Source organism: Clostridium swellfunianum, from assembly GCF_023656515.1.
In the GTDB taxonomy this organism is placed as follows: Bacteria; Bacillota; Clostridia; order Clostridiales; family Clostridiaceae; genus Clostridium_AT; species Clostridium_AT swellfunianum.
Genome location: NZ_JAMOFV010000006.1, coordinates 1,622,058 through 1,642,933, shown reverse-complemented (window position 1 = coordinate 1,642,933; position 20,876 = coordinate 1,622,058). Strand labels below are relative to the sequence as shown.

Genomic DNA, 20,876 nt, shown 5'->3' with positions numbered 1-20,876 from the left:
CGAAATCTGTTATGTGGAAACGGCGGTAATAAAATGAGTAAGAAAAGTAATACTAAGGTTGCCCCTGTAGATGAGAAGCTTCCTCTAAGTCAGCTTTTAATGTTTGGTTTTCAGCATGTTTTAGTTATGTGTGCTGGCGGAGTAGCAGTTTCGCTTATAATAGGAAACACTTTAGGACTTAGTAGAGAACAAATTGTATTTTTGATTAATGCAGACCTTCTCATGGCAGGTGTTGCAACTTTAATACAAAGCTTAGGCTTAAAAGGATTTGCTGGTGCGAAAGCTCCATTAATTGAAGGAGCAAGCATGGCAGCTGTAGGCTCAATGGTAGCCATAGGGCTTCAATATAAGTCAGATGCTTCCTTGGCCCTTGGCACCATATTTTGCGCTACTTTTGCAGCCGGTTTAATTGGACTTATCATTGCACCATTTTTCGGAAAGCTTTTAAGGTTTTTTCCGAAGGTAGTAACTGGTACGGTTATAACAACAATGGGTATATGCCTTATACCTGTGGCAATTAAATGGTCAGCAAACAATAATCTTACATCACCAGAATCTAAAAATATATTTTTAGCATTATTTGTTTTGGTAACTATCCTTATATTAAATAAGGTGTTAAAAGGAGTTTGGAACAATATAGCTATACTGTTAGGCTTAATTATTGGAACCATAGTAGCTTCAATGTTCCATATGGTTGATTACTCAGGTGTCGTACAAGCAAAGTGGATAAGCTTTGATATGCCTTTTTACTTTGGAAAGTTCAATTTTGATATAACGGCTGTCATATCAATGACGTTGGTTATGATTGTTATAATGACACAAGCTACAGGAAACATAATAGCTCTGCATGAAATAGTAGGAAAGCCTCTAGATGAGAAGACTTTGGTTAGAGGATTAAGAACAGATAACCTAACTACCATGATTGGAGGTATGTTTAATACCTTCCCAAGAACAGCTCTAGGACAAAATATTGGTCTTGTAAATATGACAGGAGTTAAGAGCAGATATACAGGAGCTGCTGCTGGCGCCATACTGCTAGTACTAGGATTCTTTCCGAAATTTGCTGCTTTAGTTGCGGCGATTCCTAATCCAGTTCTAGGAGGAGCAGGTTTTATGATGTTTGGAATGATCATGATAGGCGGAATTAAAACTCTTGGATCTGTTCAGCTTGATGGTACTAAAAATGGAATTATTATAGCGGTAAGCATAGGAATATCAATGATAACATTAATAATTCCAGACTTTTATAAAGGGTTTCCAAGTTGGGTGAATACTATTTTTCAAAGCGGTATGACCACAGGTTGTATAACTGCTATAGTACTTAATTTAGTATTTAATGAGTTTGGAAGCAAAAAGAAGGCTGAACTTGAAGCTGAAAAAGAAGTTGCAGCAGGTGCTTAATATAGCTGCTTGAAAAAGAGTATTTATGATTAGATTGTAGACACAGCGATAAATCCACGCTGCAACATACAAAATATGGTGCAGCTGGCTTAGTCGCTTCTGTATATATAAACAATGAAAGGAGACTATGACATGGGTGTTATTCTCCAAGGTGGTACGGTTGTTACCTCAGAAAAAACTTTAAAAGTAGATGTACTTATAGAAGATGGCAAAATTGCTGAGATGGGTGAGAACATAGAAATTGGAAAGCATAGAGTTATAAAAGCAGAAGGAAACTTCATATTTCCAGGCGGTATAGATCCTCACACTCATTTTGATTTAGATGTGGGAAGCACAGTGACTGCGGATGATTTTGCTACTGGTACAAAGGCTGCCCTTATTGGCGGTACAACTACAATTATAGATTTTGCTACTCAGGATAAAGGAAAGACCTTAAAGGAAGCGGTAAAGGTTTGGCACGGTAAGGCAGATAACAAGTCCTATTGCAATTATGGGTTTCATATGGCTATAACGGACTGGAACAAGACAACAGCTTCTGAAATGGAAGCTATGAAAGAGGAAGGCATAACCTCCTTCAAAATGTATATGGCATATAAGAAAACTCTGCAGGTAGATGACGGAGCCATATATGAAGCTTTGGAAAGATCCAAAGAAGTAGGAGCGCTAATAGGCTTTCATTGCGAAAACGGAGACATAATAGAGCTTCTTGTTAACAAGGCGGTAAGAGAAGGACAAACAGCACCAAAATATCATTCCTTGACAAGACCCGTAAGCTTGGAAAAAGAAGCAATTACAAGAGTTCTTAATATAGCAGAAATAGCTGGTGCTCCTGTGTATGTAGTTCATCTAAGCTCAAAGGCTGGACTTGAGGCTATAAAAGAAGCTAGATTAAGAGGGGTTAAGGTATACGCAGAAACTTGTCCTCAATATCTTCTTTTAAATGACAAGAGCTATGAAGGCACAGAACAAGATGAATTCAATGGTGCTAAGTACGTTATGTCCCCGCCGCTTCGAAAGGAACCAGATCAGGAGGCTTTATGGAAGGGACTTGCAGAAGGGGATATAGAAACAACAGCTACTGACCACTGTTCCTTTAACTATAAAGGACAAAAGGAGCTAGGGAAAAATGATTTTTCGAAAATTCCTAATGGCGGTCCAGGAGTAGAGCACAGAATGGCTCTTCTTTATACAAACGGGGTGGCAGCTGAAAAAATTTCTTTAAATAAATTTGTAGAGATTACCTCTGAAAAAGCTGCAAGGCTTTTTGGAATGTACCCTCAAAAAGGAACCATAAGCTTGGGCAGTGATGCAGATATAGTTATTTGGGATCCAAAATATGAAGGTGTGATTTCCTGTGAAATGCAGCATCAAAATGTAGATTACACACCTTATGAAGGCTTTAAGCAAAGGGGTAGAGTTAAACATGTATTCCTTAATGGCGAATTAGTAGTTGAGGATGGAAAATTAGTTGAAGATATACCAAAGGGAAAGTATGTTTATAGAAAACAGATGAACAATTAGAAAAAATTAACAATTTTACGAGAGAAGGTGAGCTAAAATGTTTATAGTTAATATAAACGGTAAGGAATACCAACATGAAAAAGACATGGCTCTTATGGATTTCCTTCGTGAAGAGCTTGATATAACTTCAGTAAAAGACGGTTGTAAGGAAGGTGCCTGCGGAACTTGTACTGTTCTTATAGATAGCAAGGCAACCCGTGCCTGCATACAAAAGCTCTCAAAACTTGAGGGTAAAAAGGTACAAACTATTGAAGGGTTTACTGAAAGAGAAAGAAAAGTATATTCCTATGCTTTTGCAGCTGCAGGAGCTGTACAGTGCGGTTTCTGTATTCCAGGAATGATTATAGCTGGTAAGGCATTAATAAACCAAAACCCAGATCCAACAAGAGAAGATGTAAAAAATTCTATTCGTACTAATATCTGTCGTTGTACTGGATATGCTAAAATAGAAGATGGAATACTTTTAGCTGCGAAAATGCTTAGAGAAAACTTAGAGGTTCCTGAATTAAAACAAACAGGAAAAGTTGGAGAAAGAGTTTGCCGTGTAGATGCTGTTCCAAAGGCACTAGGCGAGGCAAAGTATGTGGATGATTACAAATTTAAAGGCATGCTCTATGGTAAAAATGTATTTAGCAAGCATGCTCGTGCATTGGTATTATCTATAGATAAAAGCAAGGCTTTAGAGATGCCGGGAGTAGTGGCAGTTTATACTGCAAAAGATATTCCAGGGAATAGATATATAGGCCATTTAGCACAAGATTGGCCAGGAATGATAGACATAGGAGAAGAAACAAAGTGTATCGGTGATACCCTTGCAATGGTTGTTGCTGAAACAAAGGAACAGGCAGTTGCAGCTGCTAAGGCTGTAGAAGTACAATATGAAGTACTAAAGCCAGTTACAAGTCCTAAGGAAGCAGCTGTACCAGGTGCTCCTCAGGTACATGGAGAAGGCCTAAAATTATTTGGAAAGTTTATAATTCCTGAGAACAATTTGTTAAGTCATCAGGAAGTTAAAAGAGGGGATGCAGAAGCTGCTCTTGCAAACTCAAAATATATAGCAGAAGGAACCTTTACTGTTCCACCAACAGAGCATGCCTTCATGGAGCCAGAAACTGCAATTGGACTTCCAGATGGAGACGGAGTTATGGTTATAACTGGCGGACAAGGTATTTATGACGAATACCATGAGATAAGCTCTTATCTTGGTCTTCCTCTTGAAAAGGTAAGAATCCAAAGTGCTATAGTAGGCGGCGGATTTGGCGGCAAGGAAGACATGAGCGTTCAGCATCAGGCAGCTCTTTGTGCTTACTTAACTAAGAGACCTGTTAAAGTATGGCTAAGCCGTCAGGAAAGTATAAATTACCATCCAAAACGTCACGCTATGGAGATATCTGTAAAAATAGGTTGTGATGAAAATGGTATACTTCAAGGAGTTAAGGCTAGACTAACTTCTGATACAGGTGCTTATGCATCATTAGGTGGTCCAGTACTTCAAAGAGCATGTACGCATCTTGGTGGACCATACAACTATCAAAATATAGATGTTGAAGGTAATGCTTATTATACAAACAACCCTCCAGCAGGCGCGTTCCGTGGTTTTGGAGTGACACAATCTGCAGCAGCTGTAGAACCTCTTATAAATGAATTAGCTGAAAAAGTTGGTATTTCAGGCTGGGAGATCCGCTATAGAAATGCAATAAGACCAGGCCAAGTGCTTCCAAATGGTCAGATAGCTGATGAAGGAACTGGTATGGCAGCTACACTTAAAGCAGTAAAAGAAGAATTTGATAAATATGAAAATGATCCAGACTACTTTGTAGGAATAGCCTCTGCTATGAAGAATGCAGGTCTTGGAGTAGGTGTGCCTGATCCAGGTCGCTGCAACTTAAAGGTTGTTAATGGAAGAGTTCATGTAAGATCTTCTGCAGCCGCTATAGGACAGGGATTGCAAACAGTTTTAATGCAAATGGTATGCGAAACTACAGGATTAACTACAGATAAAATTGTCATAGAGAATCCTGATACAAAATATACACCAGATGCTGGTACTACAACAGCTTCTCGTCAAACAGTATTAACTGGAGAGGCAGCACGTGTTGCAGCATCCAAACTAAAGCTTGATTTAGATGCAGAAAAAGCTTTAGAGGAATTAGAAGGCAAAGAATATATTGGAGAATTTGAATTCCCAACTGACCCAATTGGTTCTTCAAAGCCTAACCCAATTAGCCATATATCCTATGGCTATGCAACACAGCTTGTTGTTATTGATAAGGAAGGAAAGCTTGTAAAGGTTGTTGCAAGTCATGATGCCGGCAGGGTAATAAACCCTCTTTCCATTGAAGGACAGATAGAAGGCGGAGTTGCTATGAGCCTTGGTTATGGTCTTACTGAAGACTTCCCTCTAAAGGATGGAGTTCCTCAAGCTAAGCTTGGTACTCTAGGTCTTTTCAGAGCTAATCAAATGCCCCCTGTTGAATGTCATTTTATTGAAAGAAATGATCCTAATGGCGTGGCATACGGAGCTAAAGGCATCGGAGAAATTGCATCTATCGTTGCAGCTCCAGCAGCTCAAAATGCTTACTACAAAAGGGATGGTGTGTTTAGATATAACTATCCTTTAGATAACACCTATTATCGTAAGCCAAAAGCTGCAAAATAACTACTGTTAGAAACTCTGCTCCTTTCTTCACTCTTTCGTCGGAGTTTCCCATTGTTTAAAAGGAGCAGGTTCTATATATATAAATTAAAACTAAATAGGAGGGAAAAAGATATGGATAAAATAGTTGTTAGCACAAATAATGCTCCAGGAGCAATAGGACCTTATTCACAAGCTATTAAAGCTGGTCATTTTGTTTACACTTCAGGTCAGCTTCCAGTAAATCCTGCAACAGGTGAATTGGTTACTGATATTAAAGAAGCAACTGCTCAATCACTTGAAAATGTTAAAGCAATCTTAGAAGAAGCAGGAAGCTCCTTGGATAAGGTAGTAAAAACTTTAGTATTTATTAAAGATATGAATGACTTTGCAGCAATGAATGAAGTTTATGCAAAGTATTTTACAGCAAACCCACCAGCAAGATCCTGTGTTGAAGTTGCAAGACTTCCTAAGGATGCTAAAGTGGAAATCGAAGTTATTGCATTATTAGATTAATCAATTTATATGCAATACTTATACACCAATTACAGTATTAAATAAAAAATTATAAAACAAAATTAAAATACAGGTAAAACAATATAGGTAAAAAATAAAGTACAGGTAAAAATAAAACAAAGCCCAAAAGGCCCTATGATCCTCAGCAAGTCATAGGGCTTAAAATCTATATATTTTAAAGAGATAACAAGGCTGATAAATGAATGATATGAAGTTATTAAGAATGAAAATAATAGTATTTTAGTTTATATAGATAAATAGTTCGAAGGAGGGAAAAACATGGAATTAACGCACATAGATAAAAATGGTGCAGCTAGAATGGTAGACGTGGGGGATAAGCAAAATACTAGTAGAGAAGCTAAAGCTCAGGCAGTAGTGACCATGGAGGAGGAAACTCTGAAGTTGATTGTATCAGGAGGCATTCCAAAGGGAGATGTCTTTTCCTGTGCAAGAATTGCAGGAATTATGGCAGCAAAAAAGACACATGAATTAATACCCATGTGTCACCCGCTGCCTATTGATGGCATTAACCTAGATATTACTGCAGAGGAGCCTAACAGAGTGCGTATCATAAGTACAGTCAAATGCACTTATCGTACGGGAGTTGAAATGGAGGCACTAACTGGAGCTTCGGTTGCAGCTCTTACCGTATATGACATGTGCAAGGCAGTGGACAAGGGAATGGAAATAGGTGAGATAGTTTTGCTAAAAAAGACTGGCGGCAAATCGGGCACCTATGAAAAAAATAAAAACTAAATTAGAAGAAGACGAGATTAGACTATACTGTAGATGAAGGATGAATAATATGTTGGAAGAAGCATACAAAGCATTAGTGAATAATTTAAGCCTAGGTGAAGGTTGTGTAATGCTCACCTATCTAGATCTGCATAATAAGACAGGCGGCACCATATCATCGAAGATAATTTTAGCAAACGAGGAAGTAAAAAATAAATTAATTCCGCTTACAGAACAGATTAATAAGGAAATAGAACTTTGTCTAAGCACTGGGAGGATTCGTATTGTTAATTTGGAAGATGAAAAAGCCTTATTAATAGAGCCTTTTGCGCCCAAACCTCGGCTAATAGTTTTTGGTGGAGGTCATATATCAAAGCCTCTATCAGAGTTTGCAGCAAGAGTAGGCTTTTCTGTTACAATTGTTGACGACAGGCCTTCCTTTGCAAATGCACAGCGTTTCCCTGAGGCTGACGAAGTAATTTGTGAAAGCTTTGAAAAAGTTTTTGATAAAATTACTTTGAAAAGCTCCGATTATGTTGTTGCTGTAACTAGAGGGCACAAGTATGATGGAGTAATACTCAGAAAGGTTCTGAAGCATGAGCTTAGGTATGTGGGCATGATTGGCTCAAAGCGCAGAGCTAAAGGAATGTTGGAGGAATTGCTTGAGGAAGGTTATTCTAAGGAAAAGCTGAATCAGGTTCACTCGCCAATAGGTCTTGATATAGGAGCTGTTACGCCAGATGAAATAGCAGTTTCAATAGTAGCACAGCTTATCAGCTATAAAAATATGAGCTCAGCTTATTCTTCAGCTGATAAATCTATACAACCTGAATTTGATATAGAGGTTGCAGAAAAAATAATTGAAGCAACTGAGGTTCCAAAAGCACTTATAACAGTACTATCCTCAAAGGGTTCTGTACCAAGAAAGGCCAGCGCCAAAATGATAGCCTATATGGATGGAAGAACAGTTGGAAGTATTGGAGGAGGCTGCAGTGAAGCAGAAGTAATAAGAAAGGCAAGAGGACTTATGCTAGATAAAGGCTTCCTTATAGAACATGTAGATATGACTAACGACGTGGCAGAGTCTGAAGGCATGGTATGCGGTGGAGTTATGGAAGTTCTGGTGGAAGTATTTTAGCTTATTAGCTTTTGCATATAGCAATGACTCAATAGTTTAAAATATAAGAAGTTCATCTATGATTTAGGTGGGCTTTTTTTATTTGCAGGCATCTAATTATTTTAAACTTGCGGAAATTGTCTAAATAAAATAACATATATTTATGCTGGTTAAGAACAATATGTTTTGGAATATAAAAAAATTTAAGCAGCAGATAGATGATGGAGGCATAATATGAAGTTTGATATCTACAAAATTGCAGATAATTACAAGTTGACTGAAACGGAAAGAAATATACTTGAATATATACTGAAAAATATTGATGCAGTTTTAAAACAAGGGGTTAGAGAAGTAGCTAATTCAAATTATACTTCTGCGGCTACCATAATTAAATTATCAAAAAAACTAGGATACACTGGCTACATTGATATGGTCTACCGGTTGAACTTTATAATAAAAAATAATAAAAGGAACCAGGAGCGTACTTCTGAAATTACAAGCTTCATAGCTGAAATAGAGAAAGAGAAAATAGATTCATTTATCTCTATGCTTATTAAGCACAGGGAAGATATTATTTTGATAACAGCCACTGGTTTTTCAGATCCAATAGCGGAGTTTTTCTGGAGAAAGATGATGGTGCTGGGCTTTAAATGTATTAAAACAAACTCCTATGGTGTTTACGACACCAATCAAATAGGGGCAGCCATGGTAATCGGAATATCAAAAAGTGGAGAAACAGAAAGCATTACTAAAGTAATAGATTATGCTGCTAAAAATAAGCTCGATATTATTACTTTCACAGGGAAGCCTATAAATTATATGGCTAAGCGTGCAAATCTAAACTTTCATATACTAGACGATAAAGAACTGGATGACAGAAACATTACAGCAAATTACTTCTATGCAAGGGTAATGATTGTGATGGAATATTTATTAGATAAAGTGATGAATAAATTATAGAAAAAAAGGAAACTATCTCAACAGGCTATATTGTTGGGATAGTTTCCTTTTTATAAGTAAACATGTTTACTTTTTGGTCAACAAGTTGCTAAAGCGCTCACAAACGTTAACATCAACAATTTAATATGCTATTATAATCTCACAAAATCAGTTCAAAAGAAAATTAATAAGGGGGACTCTTCATGAAAGACAAAATTGTAAGCAGTATGCAAAAATTTGCTAAATCAATGATTGGACCAGTATTATTTCTGCCAATTGTAGGTATGTTAATTGCATTGACAGCTGTTTTTACAAACACAGCTATTGTTACTAATAAAGGAGTTATTTGGACAATAGGAAAATTCTTTAATGGCATGCTGTCACCAATTATGGGTAACCTAAGTATCCTGTTTTGTGTTGGCATAGCAATGGGAATGGCGCAAAAGAAAAAAGCAGAAGCAGCATTTGTAGCTATTATGTCCTATATATTATTCTTAGGTGCAAACAGCAGGTGGCTGGAGTTATCTGGCAAATTAATTAAAGGAGATACTGCTGGAGCTTTATATGGTACTGGACAAACAATTCAACTTGGATTCCATGTAACAGATATGGGTGTTTTCCTAGGGATGATTCTAGGAATCCTAGTGGCTGTAATTCATAACAGATATGTAGGCACAGAATTTAAAGGCGCTATGGCTCCTTACGGCAACAGCAAACTTGTATTTATTATGATGATACCAGTAGTTGCAGTGTTTAGTGTTTTAGTAACTTATATTTGGCCAACTGTAGCAAGTGGAATAAGTGCTTTAACAGGCTTTATGCAAACTGCAGGAGCTCTGGGAGTATTTATCTATGGATTCTTAAACAGATTTTTAATTCCAACAGGATTACATCACTTAATTTGGTCTCCGTTCCTATACTCTGCGGTAGGTGACCAAATGATTATTAATGGAGAAAATATCATTGGAGCTAAACCTGTATTTCTAGCATTGCTTAATGATCCTGCAATCAAGATGATGCCTGATTCAGCAAGATTCTTAACCTATGGTTTAGTTAAAACCTTTGGAGTAATCGGTGTAGCTTTAGCGTTCTATTTCACTGCAAAGAAAGCAAAACGCAATAACTTAAAAGCTCAGTTAATACCATCAACCTTAACTGCAGTAATTGCAGGAATTACTGAGCCTCTAGAATTTACATTTATTTTTGCAGCTCCATTACTTTGGTTTGTTTACTCTGTCATTGATGGGCTGTTCCAAATGTTTGTCTATTTAATAAACGTAAGAGTGTGCGCAACAAATGGTATTTTAGATTTCCTTGTATTAAACCTGCCAGCAGGTATTGCTAGAACTAACTGGCCTATGTATGTAGTAATGGGGCTAGTAGAAATAGTTGTTATGTTTATAGTATTTAAATTCATGATTGAAAAAATGAACTTAAAAACACCTGGAAGAGAAGATGACGACACAGATTCCGTTGTTGATTTAAATGAAAATGCTTCAAAGGTTAAACAGCAGATGAAAGCAACTCAACAAAACACAGTGAATGACGATAGGGAAAAGGCACTTCAGATTATCAATGCTCTTGGTGGAAAAAAGAACATTATAAATGTAGAGAATTGTTTTTCAAGACTTAGAGTTGATGTAGTAGATAATAGTGTTATTGATGAGAAAGCACTAAAAGCTACTGGAGCTGCTGGTGTTGTTAAAAAAGGAAACAATATTCAAGTTGTTTACGGGCTTTCAATTAATAAGATTAGAACCATTGTAGATGAGGCTCTAGAAACAATAGCTTAAAGGAGGACATAATATATGAACACATTCAAATTAGTAATTGCGGGTGGTGGTAGCACATATACACCAGGAATAGTTAAAAGCTTGCTTACAAAAAAAGAAGATTTTAAAATCTCGGAGCTGAGATTATATGACATAAATGAAGAACGTCAAAATAAAGTTGGAGTCATCGTAAAGCAAGTAGTTGAAATGTTTGATCCAGAGGTTAAGCTTATATTCACAACAAATCCAGAAGAAGCCTTTAAGGATGCGGACTTTATATTTGCTCAAATGCGTGTTGGATTATATAAATTAAGAGAATTAGATGAAAAGATTCCGTTAAAATATAATGTAGTTGGACAAGAAACTTGCGGTCCAGGAGGACTAGCTTATGGGCTAAGAACTATATATCCAATGGTTGAAATGATAGATTTCTGTGAAAAATATGCTAGCAAAGATTATTGGATTGTTAATTACTCTAATCCAGCTGCTATTGTTGCAAAAGCAATGCATAAGCTTAGACCAAAAGCAAGAATTTTAAACATATGCGATATGCCTGTGGCAATCATGAGAAATATGGCTAATATTTTGGATTGCGATAGACATGATATAGAAGCTGATTATTTTGGCTTGAATCACTTTGGGTGGTTCACGAAGATAAGAGTCAAGGGTGAAGATAAAACAGAGGAATTAAAGTCATATGTGAGAGAGCACGGGTATATTCCTCCTGATTCAAGAAGTGAAGTAAGACATAATGATGCCTCCTGGCTTCATACTTTTGACAACGCTAAGCATATAATGAAAATGTTCCCTAAGTATCTTCCAAATACTTATATGCAGTATTATCTACTAGGAGACAGCATCGTTAAAGATGCAGATAAAAACCGTACTAGAGCTAATGAAGTAATGGAAGGAAGAGAAAAGAAAATCTTTGATGCAGTAGATCAATATAATGCTACTGGGGCAATAGATCTTTCACAATTCTTTACAGGAGTACATGGAGAGTTTATAGTTGAGGTAGCTATGAGCTTGACTTTTGACCTGAGAAAGAGACATTTAGTTATGGTTGAAAACAATGGCGCTGTTAAGAATCTGCCAGATGATGCAATGGTAGAAATACCAGCCTACATTACTAAAGATGGACCAGAGCCAATACGTGTAGGTGAAATTCCAACTTTCTATAAAGGCTTAATAGAGCAGCAGGAAGCTTGTGAAAAATTAGTTGTTGAAGCTGCAATTGAAGGCTCCTATGAAAAAGCTCTTATGGCATTTACAATGAATAAAACAATACCATCTGCTTTTGTTGCAAAACAGATATTAGATGATATGATTGAAGCTAATAAGGAATATTGGCCGGAATTAAAGTAAAGATAAAAAGGTAAAGAGTGATTATAAATTATAATCGCTCTTTACCTTTTTATTATGTGAACCTATATAATTTTTGAAAATGTCTTAATTATATTTAGCATGCTTATAAAATGCTTTTACTCCTTTAAAATTTTTTAAAATTAAGAAATTAACAGAATTTTAGAGATTATTCTATCTAAGAGAACCTAAACTAAGTAATTTGTGTTTAGAGAAGCTTTACATTAATACGGTTGTTTCATATAATGAAACTATAGTTCACAATATGAAACGATATAAGGAGTGTTATTCATGGAAGTTGTTACACTTGGAGAAACTATGGTACTTTTCAACCCTGATTCACAGGGACCTTTAAGATATGCACATAATTTTAATATGTCCATAGCAGGGGCTGAATCAAATGTAGCAATAGCTTTAGCAAGGCTTGAACATAATGTTGGATGGATTTCAAGACTTGGTAATGATGAGTTTGGAAGATATATAAAATCTGTCATAAGAGGAGAAGGAGTAGACGTGTCTAGAGTGTCTATTGATGAAACACACCAGACAGGGCTTTTATTTAAAGAGCAGTTTGCTCATGCAAATCCTAACATATACTATTACAGAAAGCATTCTGCAGCTAGCTTTATGGGAGAAAACGACATTGATGAGGGATACATTGCTTCTGCAAAAATTCTTCACATCACAGGCATAACTCTGGCCCTATCTAAAAGCGCAAGAGAAGGTGTATATAAGGCCATAGATATTGCTAAGCAAAATGGCGTACTAGTATCTTTTGATCCAAATATTAGATTAAAGCTTTGGACAATCGAGGAAGCAAAACCTGTGCTGCTGGATGTAGCAAAGCAAGCTGATATTATTTTTCCAGGAATTGATGAAGGCAGACTGCTGCTTGGTTTAGAAGATTACAAAGAAATAACTAAAGCTTTTTTAGATATGGGCTGCAAAATAGTAGCTACAAAAGTTGGAAAAAAAGGTTGCTTTATATCAGATGGCAAGGAAGAAGTTTTTGTTGAAGGTTATGTTATAGAAAAGACTGTTGATACAGTTGGAGCTGGTGATGGCTTCGCTGCAGGATTTTTATCAGGATATTTAAGAAACAAGAGTCTCCATGATTGTGCTAAGCTTGCTAATGCAATAGGTGCAATGGCTACCCTGGTCAAGGGAGATATTGAAGGTTTTCCAACTCTTTCTCAAGTAAATCAATTTATGGGGCTTACTAATTATATTGACAGGTAGTGGTAAGCTGAAGTAAGTGTATAGGTATAATAATATAAGCAAGGGCAGTAGTTTCCATTAAAAACTACTGCCCTTGCTTATATTATTATATTAAAAAAAACTATAAATATGGGTGTTTTATTTGCTTTGCCGTAAGCAGGGGTAACGTCTTCATACGAGTGTCTGAAAGAGGATTGACAAAAAAATATTTATTGTCTGCATGTTTTGATACAACATTTGTGGGTAATAAATACAGCAAGTAAATACATATTGAGGACAAAAAAAAACATATCTAACATTTTTAAAATCCATTATAGTATAGAAAGACAGCAAATGTTTTCATAAAAAGAAGTCCAGGCAATAAGCAATTATCTATTACATTCCATATTTTAACAATCAATTATTCTAATATTTTGTAAACGATAACTTTTGAAATTTTAAATTGATATTGTGATTTTTTTATTAAACGAAAAGAGGTGGAAATATGTCAGAAGAGTTATTTCGAATGGAAGGTATATGCAAATCCTTTCCAGGAGTAAAAGCTTTAGACAATGTTTATCTTTCAGTAAACAAAGGCGAGGTACATGGTCTTGTTGGTGAAAATGGTGCTGGAAAATCAACCTTGATGAAGATTATGTCTGGTGTTTACCGTGCAGATGCCGGTAAGATTTATATTGAAGGTAAAGAAGTAAATATTGATTCTGTCAATAAGGCTCAAGAATTAGGAGTAAGTATTATATTTCAAGAGTTGAATCTATGCCCTCATATGACTGTTGCAGACAACATTTTTATTGGACGACCACCAAGGAAGGGTTTATTTATCAGTGACAAGCAATTGCATGCAGATGCAAAGGAAGTGCTTGACGGGCTAGGTATAGATATAGATTCACGTGCCCTTGTAAATACCTTGAGTGTTGCACAGCAGCAAATGGTTGAAATCGCTAAGGCTATTTCAAGAAACTGCCGTATCTTGGTTCTTGATGAACCTTCTGCAGCTCTTACCGACAAAGAAGTTGACAAGCTGTTTGAGATAATCCGAAACCTTCAAAAGAAGGGGGTAGGTATGGTTTATATCTCACACCGTATGAATGAGTTGGAGCAAATTTGTGAGAGAGTTACAGCCATACGTGATGGTCAATATATTGGAACCCGTAATTATAAAGATATAACAATTGATGAACTTGTAAACATGATAGTAGGACGTACCTTAGAAGATAAGTATCCTAAGTACGATAGAAAAATTGGTGAAGTGCTATTTGAAGCTAGAAATGTTCGTCGTAAAAATATAGTAAGCGTGGACAAGTTGCAGGTACGCAAAGGAGAAATTCTTGGTATTGCAGGACTTATGGGTTCTGGACGTACTGAAATTGCCCGATGCATATTCGGAGCTGATAAAGCAGACACCATGGAATTATTTATGGAAGGAAAAGAGATTAAAGTTAAATCTCCTGGACAAGCCATTGCCCACGGAATAGGTTATGCAACCGAGGATAGAAAGTTTGATGGATTGGCATTAAAGTTGGATGTTGAGTACAATACCAACATGGCTCATTTAAATCAGTTATCTCGTTTTGGGATAATTGATGATAAAGAAGGCCGTAAAAATGCTCAAAAGTATAAAGAAATGCTTCGAACTAAAACCCCTAGCCTTCGTCAGTCAGTTGGAAACCTAAGTGGTGGTAATCAACAGAAAATAGTACTTTCAAAATGGCTTTGTAATAATGTTAAGCTTTTAATTGTTGATGAGCCTACAAGAGGTATAGATGTAGGGGCAAAATATGAAGTATACGAACTATTTAATCGTTTAAGTGACCAGGGAGTTGCTATCATAATGATTTCCTCTGAGTTACCTGAAATCCTTGGTATGAGCGACCGTGTAATGGTAGTTCATGAAGGTACAATAAATGCAGAGTTAGAGACAAAAAAGACAACTCAAGAAGAAATTATGTATTACGCAGCTGGTTATAACAAGCTTGAAAAGAAAGCTAAGTAATTAAATCTCATTTATATTCTTTAATTTAAAATTATATTTCGCTTGTAGGAGGTTGTTATCTTGAATCAGACATTGAATGCCAAACCAAAAGAATCTTCAGCTCATAGATTTAGTGTAAGTACAAAAAGGGCTATGTTATCAGGTACAGCATTAATCGTACTATTCGCAGCATTTGCTATACTAAAGCCTAACCTGTTTCTTGCACCAAGTAACTTGATTAATATAGGTCAGCAGGTTGTAACCTATACTATCATAGGTGTTGGACTTACTTTCTGCGTTATATGCGGAGGTACCGACCTGAGCGCAGGATCGTCCATGGCGTTATCGGGTATTATCGTAACTGTACTGCTCATTGCTGGTGTTCCTTTAATCTTAAGTATTCTTATAGCACTAGTATTCGGTATATTAATGGGAATTGTTAATGGATATTCTATTGAAGTACTTGGAGTTGTACCATTTATCGCAACCCTTGGTACACAGTGGGTATTCCGTGGACTAGCTAACGTACTAGTTGATGGAAAACCTATTTATACAAATGCTATACCAAGTAAATCCGTACAAGATGCATTCTATGTTTTAGGTGGTGGCCGTATAAACGGTGGTCTACCATACAGTGTTATTATAGCAGCTGTATATGCTCTTGTATTATACTTTGTTCTTGCTAAGACTCGTATTGGTCGTCAGATTTATGCTTGCGGTAGTAATCTTGAAGCAGCTAAACTTTCCGGTATAAATGCAGTTGGTACTCGTATGTTTGCATACTGCATGAGTGGTTTCTCAGCGGCTATATGTGGTATCTTAGTTACTTCTCGTATATCTTCTGCACAGCCAATGGCTGGACAAGGATACGAATTGGAAGCTATTGCAGCTGCAGTAGTTGGTGGTGTTTCAAACAACGGTGGTGAAGGTACAATAATCAATACTGTTATCGGTGCACTTATCATGGGTGTTCTAAGAAACGGTTTGAACCTAAATGGTGTTAGTTCATTCTGGCAGCAGATTATAATAGGTGTCATTCTAGTAGGCGCTGTTGCTATGGAAGCTAGACGTCACAAAAAGAGCAAATAAATTAGTAATTAGCGAGTGAAAACTCGCCAATATAAAAATAAAATTTAAGGGAGAGAAATTATATGAAAAAGGCAATTGCAATATTATTAAGTACTGTTATGACTTTAGGTCTTGCAGCTTGCGGTTCAAAGACAGCGAGTACACAAGGAACAGCAGCAGAGAAAAAAGAAGGGCAAAAAACTGTTTACTTCTTAACTAAAATTCTTGGTAATCAATATTGGTCAGTTGTTGAGCAAGGTGCTAAAGACGCTGCTAAAGAATTAGGTGTAAACTTAGTTGTTACTGGTCTTGCAAGTGAAGCAGAAATAGAGAAACAAGTTCAACAGCTTCAAGATGCTGTATCTGCTAAATCAGATGCGATTGTAATTGGGCCTGTAGATAGCACAGCTATGGCTAACCCTGTAACAGATGCTTTTAAATCTAATATTCCTGTTGTGATTGTAGATACTATGATTAACACAGAAAATTATAGTGCTGCACTAATGACTAACAATGTAGAAGCTGGTAAAACAGCAGCAAAAGAAATGATAGCTCGTTTAAAGAACAAAGGTGTATCTGAAACTGCTAAGGCACAAGTTGCTATCCAGATTGGTAACAGTGGATCTCAAACAATAATTGATCGTCTAAAGGGATTTAATGAATATTGGACTGCAAATGCTCCAAAAACTTGGGAAGTATTAAATAAAGACGTAAAAGTAAATGATGGCGATATAACAAAAGCTGTTGGATTTACACAAGACTTCTTAACAACTTATCCTGACTTAAAAGGTGTGTTCGGTGCAAACAACGGTAGTACAGTTGGTTTCGTTACTGGTTTAAAAGAAGCTAAGCGTAATGATGTAGTTATGGTAGGTTTTGACTTCTCTAAAGAAATCGAAACAATGATTAGAGAAGGACAATTTGAAGTTGCTACAATTCTTCAAAAGCAATATATGATGGGTTATGAAGGCGTAAAGACTGCTTTTGATTTAGCAAATGGAAAGAAACCTGCTCAAAAGCTTATCGATACTGGTGTTCAAGTTGTTGATAAAGTAAATATTGATAAAGATGAAGTTAAAGCAGTAATTAACCCTACAAAGAAATAATTAGTGAAAAAATCTCCTGGAAGCAATTGCAGGAGGTTTTTCCATATAAGAAAATTGCAATTATGAGGTGATGGATATGTCAGGTATATTTGGAGATCTATTTAGTTTTAAAAGCAAGGAAGAGAAGGAAAGAAGTTATGAGGCTTATTCCAAACGTATTTTCCCATATGGTGATGATCAAAAAGATCGAATAATGGAACTTCTGTCTGAACTGTTTCCAAAGGAAAATCCAAGATATGTGCTAATGCACTACATTCTTGTTAAACAAGGTGTTACAGGAGAAGATGCTATTGGTTTTGATGAGGCAGCTAACAAAGTAAAACATAGCCCTATTAAAGCTACTCCTGAAATACAAGCTGGAATACATGCTCTTTTAAATGTAGATTTATCCATAGATGAAAACCTTGAATATCCTTCAATCGAGGAACTGAGGGCTGCTTCTAGAAATATTCTCTCTAACTGTTAAAAGGAGCTTAAGGCTTAAAAACTATTATATAGATATCTTAATGGTAGAGGAAGCATAATACTCTACCGTTTCTTTTAAAATGAATAATTCTATCTGCAAAATAGGAGGAAAAATGAAACTTAATAAATCAATTTATGAAGACTATAAAAAATACCCTGAAAGAATTATTCAGTTTGGTGAAGGTAATTTTTTAAGAGCTTTTACTGACTGGATTATTGACAGTATGAACAAAGAATTGAACTTCAATAGTGGTGTTTTAGTAGTTCAGCCAAGAGGAGCTGATAAGGCCATTAAACTCAATGAACAAGACGGATTGTATACTTTATATATAAATGGAATAAAAAACGGACTAGCTGTAAGTGAAAAACAAGTAGTTAATTGTATTACTAGAGCTATTAGTGCTGCCAATCAATATGAAGAGTACTTAAAGGCAGCAGAAAATCCAGAGTTAAGATTTGTGGTTTCAAATACAACAGAAGCAGGAATTGTATTTAATGAAGAAGACAAATTAGAAGATGCACCTCAAAGCAGTTTTCCAGGAAAATTGACTTCATTCTTATATCACAGATATAAGGCTTTTAATGGAGATGTAACTAAAGGGCTAATAATCCTGCCTTGTGAGTTAATAGAAAAAAATGGAGAGAGACTAAAAGAGATAGTTTTAGAGCTTTCAGCACTATGGAAACTAGAGGAAGGCTTTGTAAAGTGGATTAATAAAGCAAATCTATTCTGCAACACCTTAGTTGACAGGATTGTACCTGGATATCCTAAGGATAAAATAGAGCAAATTACAAAAGAATTAGGTTTTGAAGATAGCTTTTTAGTAGAAGCAGAACAGTTTCATCTTTGGGTAATAGAGGGACCTCAGTGGCTTAAAGAGGAATTCCCTGCCCACAAACTCGGCCTAAATGTATTAGTTGTTGATGACCTTACTCCTTACCGTACTAGAAAAGTTAGAATACTAAATGGTGCACACACAGCCATGATGCCCGTAGCATATTTATATGGCCTAGAAACTGTTAGAGATGCTGTGGAAAATGATGATACTGGCAAATATATCAGAGAAGCAATTTTCGATGAAATTATTCCTACATTAAATTCAGAAAAAGAAGGGTTAGAAAGCTTTGCAAAGGATGTATTGGATAGATTTAGAAACCCATATATAAACCACTATTTAATGAGCATATCCCTAAATTCTATGAGTAAGTTTGAAACTAGAGTGTTGCCTTCGATACTGGAATATAAAAATAGCACAGGGAAGCTGCCAGCAAGGTTAACATTTTCTTTAGCAGCACTAATAAGCTTTTATAAAGGTGAAAGAGCTGGAGAAAAAATTACTTTGTCAGATGATAAAGATGTACTAGAATTTATAAGTAATATTTGGGAAGATAATAAGGGAAGCAAAGAAGATTTGCTTAAAGTTGTAAAAGAAGTTTTAGCTCTAAAAAAAGTATGGAAATTAGACTTGAACGACATAGATGGATTAACAGACATGGTTTTTGAACACCTGAATAAAATAGAAAGCCTAGGTATGAAAAAGGCATTACAGGAGATTATATTATGAAGAAATTTATAAAGATAAATGAAAGAGACAATGTGGCTGTAGCTCTTGAGGATTTATCTGCAGGTTCCATAATAGATGAATCCGGAATTCAGCTAAAACTATCAGATGACATTATCAGGGGGCACAAGTTTGCTATAGAGGATATTCAACAAGGAGAAAATATTATAAAGTATGGATTTCCTATAGGTCATTCAGAAAAAAGTATTATAAAAGGCATGCATGTTCATTCTCACAATGTAAAAACTAATTTAGCAGGTTCGGTAGAATATTCATTTAATCAACTATTAAATGAATTAACTAGCCCAAGGTCATCCATAATCTTTAATGGCTATAGACGTGAAAATGGTGATATAGGTATACGAAATGAGTTATGGATAATTCCAACTGTAGGATGTGTAAATGGAATAGCTGAAAAGATACTTGACAGTTTTACTAAAGAAGTTAATGTAAAACATATTGATGCAGTTAAAGTGTTCAAGCATAACTATGGATGTTCTCAATTAGGGGACGATCATATTAACACTAGAACTATTTTAGGTGATATGGCAAAGCATCCAAATGCAGGAGGAGTACTAGTATTAGGACTTGGCTGTGAAAATAATGGAATGAAGGATTTTATTGCCTCCTTAGGTCAGTATAATGAAAAGAGAACTAGGTTCATGATTGCTCAAGAGGTTTCCGATGAAATCAAAGAAGGGGTTAAATTACTGAAAGAGCTTTACGAGAATATGATAAAGGATACTCGTGAGAAAGCTTCCATAAATGAACTGAAAATTGGATTAAAATGTGGAGGTTCTGATGGTTTTTCTGGAATTACAGCAAATCCTCTATTAGGAGCTTTTTCAGATTATTTGATTTCTCAGGGAGGTACAACTGTTCTTACAGAGGTTCCAGAGATGTTTGGCGCTGAAACCCTTCTAATGAATAGAGCTATAAATGAAGAGGTTTTTGATAAGACAGTTAACTTAATAAATGATTTTAAAAGCTACTTTATAGAACACAAGCAGCCAGTTTATGAAAACCCATCTCCAGGAAACAAAGCAGGTGGAATCACTACGCTTGAAGAAAAATCCTTAGGCTGTGTTCAAAAGGGGGGGAAGGCTGCTGTTGTAGATGTTCTAAAGTATGGTGAAGTACTTAAAAAGAAAGGCTTAAACCTTTTAAATGCACCGGGAAACGATTTGGTGGCTGCTACAGCTTTAGGAGCTTCAGGCTGCCACATGGTTTTATTTACAACAGGCAGAGGAACTCCTTTTGGAAGCTTTGTTCCTACAATGAAAATATCAACCAATACACAGCTTTATAAATTGAAGCCTCACTGGATTGATTTTAATGCAGGAATTCTGCTGGAAAATGAGGCTATGAGCAGGGTATTGGAGGATTTTGTTAATTACCTAGTGAAAGTAGCTAATGGAGAACATGTAAATAACGAAAAGAATGATTATAGGGAAATATCAATATTTAAAACCGGAGTAACACTCTAA

The 20,876-nt window shown here is 36.0% G+C and carries 16 protein-coding genes; all 16 read left to right on the top strand.

Annotated features, from left to right (window positions below; genetic code table 11):
- Nucleotides 1-33: 33 nt before the first annotated feature.
- The 16 genes from NBE98_RS07435 (at nucleotide 34) to NBE98_RS07360 (ending at nucleotide 20,876) form a co-directional block, all read left to right on the top strand.
- On the top strand, nucleotides 34-1,401 hold the full coding sequence (locus tag NBE98_RS07435; protein ID WP_250814321.1) for a nucleobase:cation symporter-2 family protein: 1,368 nt from the start codon (nucleotides 34-36) through the stop codon (nucleotides 1,399-1,401).
- Between the two features lie 132 nt (nucleotides 1,402-1,533).
- On the top strand, nucleotides 1,534-2,922 hold the full coding sequence (gene hydA, locus NBE98_RS07430) for a dihydropyrimidinase (protein WP_250814320.1): 1,389 nt from the start codon (nucleotides 1,534-1,536) through the stop codon (nucleotides 2,920-2,922).
- Nucleotides 2,923-2,959: 37 nt separating this feature from the next.
- On the top strand, nucleotides 2,960-5,581 hold the full coding sequence (xdh, locus tag NBE98_RS07425; protein WP_250814319.1) for a selenium-dependent xanthine dehydrogenase: 2,622 nt from the start codon (nucleotides 2,960-2,962) through the stop codon (nucleotides 5,579-5,581).
- Between the two features lie 111 nt (nucleotides 5,582-5,692).
- Nucleotides 5,693-6,073 (top strand): RidA family protein, encoded by a 381-nt coding sequence (locus NBE98_RS07420; protein WP_250814318.1) that lies wholly within the window; start codon nucleotides 5,693-5,695, stop codon nucleotides 6,071-6,073.
- 279 nt (nucleotides 6,074-6,352) lie between these two features.
- Nucleotides 6,353-6,829, top strand: coding sequence for a cyclic pyranopterin monophosphate synthase MoaC (gene moaC, locus NBE98_RS07415; RefSeq protein WP_250814317.1), 477 nt, complete (start codon nucleotides 6,353-6,355; stop codon nucleotides 6,827-6,829).
- Between the two features lie 49 nt (nucleotides 6,830-6,878).
- Entirely contained in the window at nucleotides 6,879-7,946 is a 1,068-nt protein-coding gene (locus tag NBE98_RS07410; RefSeq protein WP_250814316.1) for an XdhC family protein, read from the top strand.
- A gap of 213 nt (nucleotides 7,947-8,159) precedes the next feature.
- Entirely contained in the window at nucleotides 8,160-8,885 is a 726-nt protein-coding gene (locus tag NBE98_RS07405) for a MurR/RpiR family transcriptional regulator (protein WP_250814315.1), read from the top strand.
- Nucleotides 8,886-9,067: 182 nt separating this feature from the next.
- On the top strand, nucleotides 9,068-10,657 hold the full coding sequence (locus NBE98_RS07400) for a PTS transporter subunit EIIC (RefSeq protein WP_250814314.1): 1,590 nt from the start codon (nucleotides 9,068-9,070) through the stop codon (nucleotides 10,655-10,657).
- Nucleotides 10,658-10,672: 15 nt separating this feature from the next.
- Entirely contained in the window at nucleotides 10,673-12,001 is a 1,329-nt protein-coding gene (locus tag NBE98_RS07395; protein ID WP_250814313.1) for a 6-phospho-alpha-glucosidase, read from the top strand.
- A 288-nt stretch (nucleotides 12,002-12,289) separates the two neighbouring features.
- Nucleotides 12,290-13,237: a sugar kinase gene (locus NBE98_RS07390; RefSeq protein ID WP_250814312.1), complete on the top strand. Its 948-nt coding sequence runs from the start codon at nucleotides 12,290-12,292 to the stop codon at nucleotides 13,235-13,237.
- A gap of 463 nt (nucleotides 13,238-13,700) precedes the next feature.
- Nucleotides 13,701-15,209 carry a sugar ABC transporter ATP-binding protein gene (locus NBE98_RS07385; protein ID WP_250814311.1) on the top strand — a complete coding sequence of 503 codons (1,509 nt, stop codon included), beginning with the start codon at nucleotides 13,701-13,703 and terminating at the stop codon, nucleotides 15,207-15,209.
- Between the two features lie 60 nt (nucleotides 15,210-15,269).
- Nucleotides 15,270-16,277, top strand: coding sequence for an ABC transporter permease (locus tag NBE98_RS07380; RefSeq protein WP_250814310.1), 1,008 nt, complete (start codon nucleotides 15,270-15,272; stop codon nucleotides 16,275-16,277).
- Between the two features lie 62 nt (nucleotides 16,278-16,339).
- Nucleotides 16,340-17,362, top strand: coding sequence for an ABC transporter substrate-binding protein (locus tag NBE98_RS07375; protein WP_250814309.1), 1,023 nt, complete (start codon nucleotides 16,340-16,342; stop codon nucleotides 17,360-17,362).
- Between the two features lie 76 nt (nucleotides 17,363-17,438).
- Nucleotides 17,439-17,828 carry a hypothetical protein gene (locus tag NBE98_RS07370; RefSeq protein ID WP_250814308.1) on the top strand — a complete coding sequence of 130 codons (390 nt, stop codon included), beginning with the start codon at nucleotides 17,439-17,441 and terminating at the stop codon, nucleotides 17,826-17,828.
- A 112-nt stretch (nucleotides 17,829-17,940) separates the two neighbouring features.
- On the top strand, nucleotides 17,941-19,392 hold the full coding sequence (locus NBE98_RS07365; protein WP_250814307.1) for a tagaturonate reductase: 1,452 nt from the start codon (nucleotides 17,941-17,943) through the stop codon (nucleotides 19,390-19,392).
- Nucleotides 19,389-20,876 (top strand): UxaA family hydrolase, encoded by a 1,488-nt coding sequence (locus NBE98_RS07360; RefSeq protein ID WP_250814306.1) that lies wholly within the window; start codon nucleotides 19,389-19,391, stop codon nucleotides 20,874-20,876. Before NBE98_RS07365 ends, NBE98_RS07360 begins: the two co-directional genes overlap by 4 nt.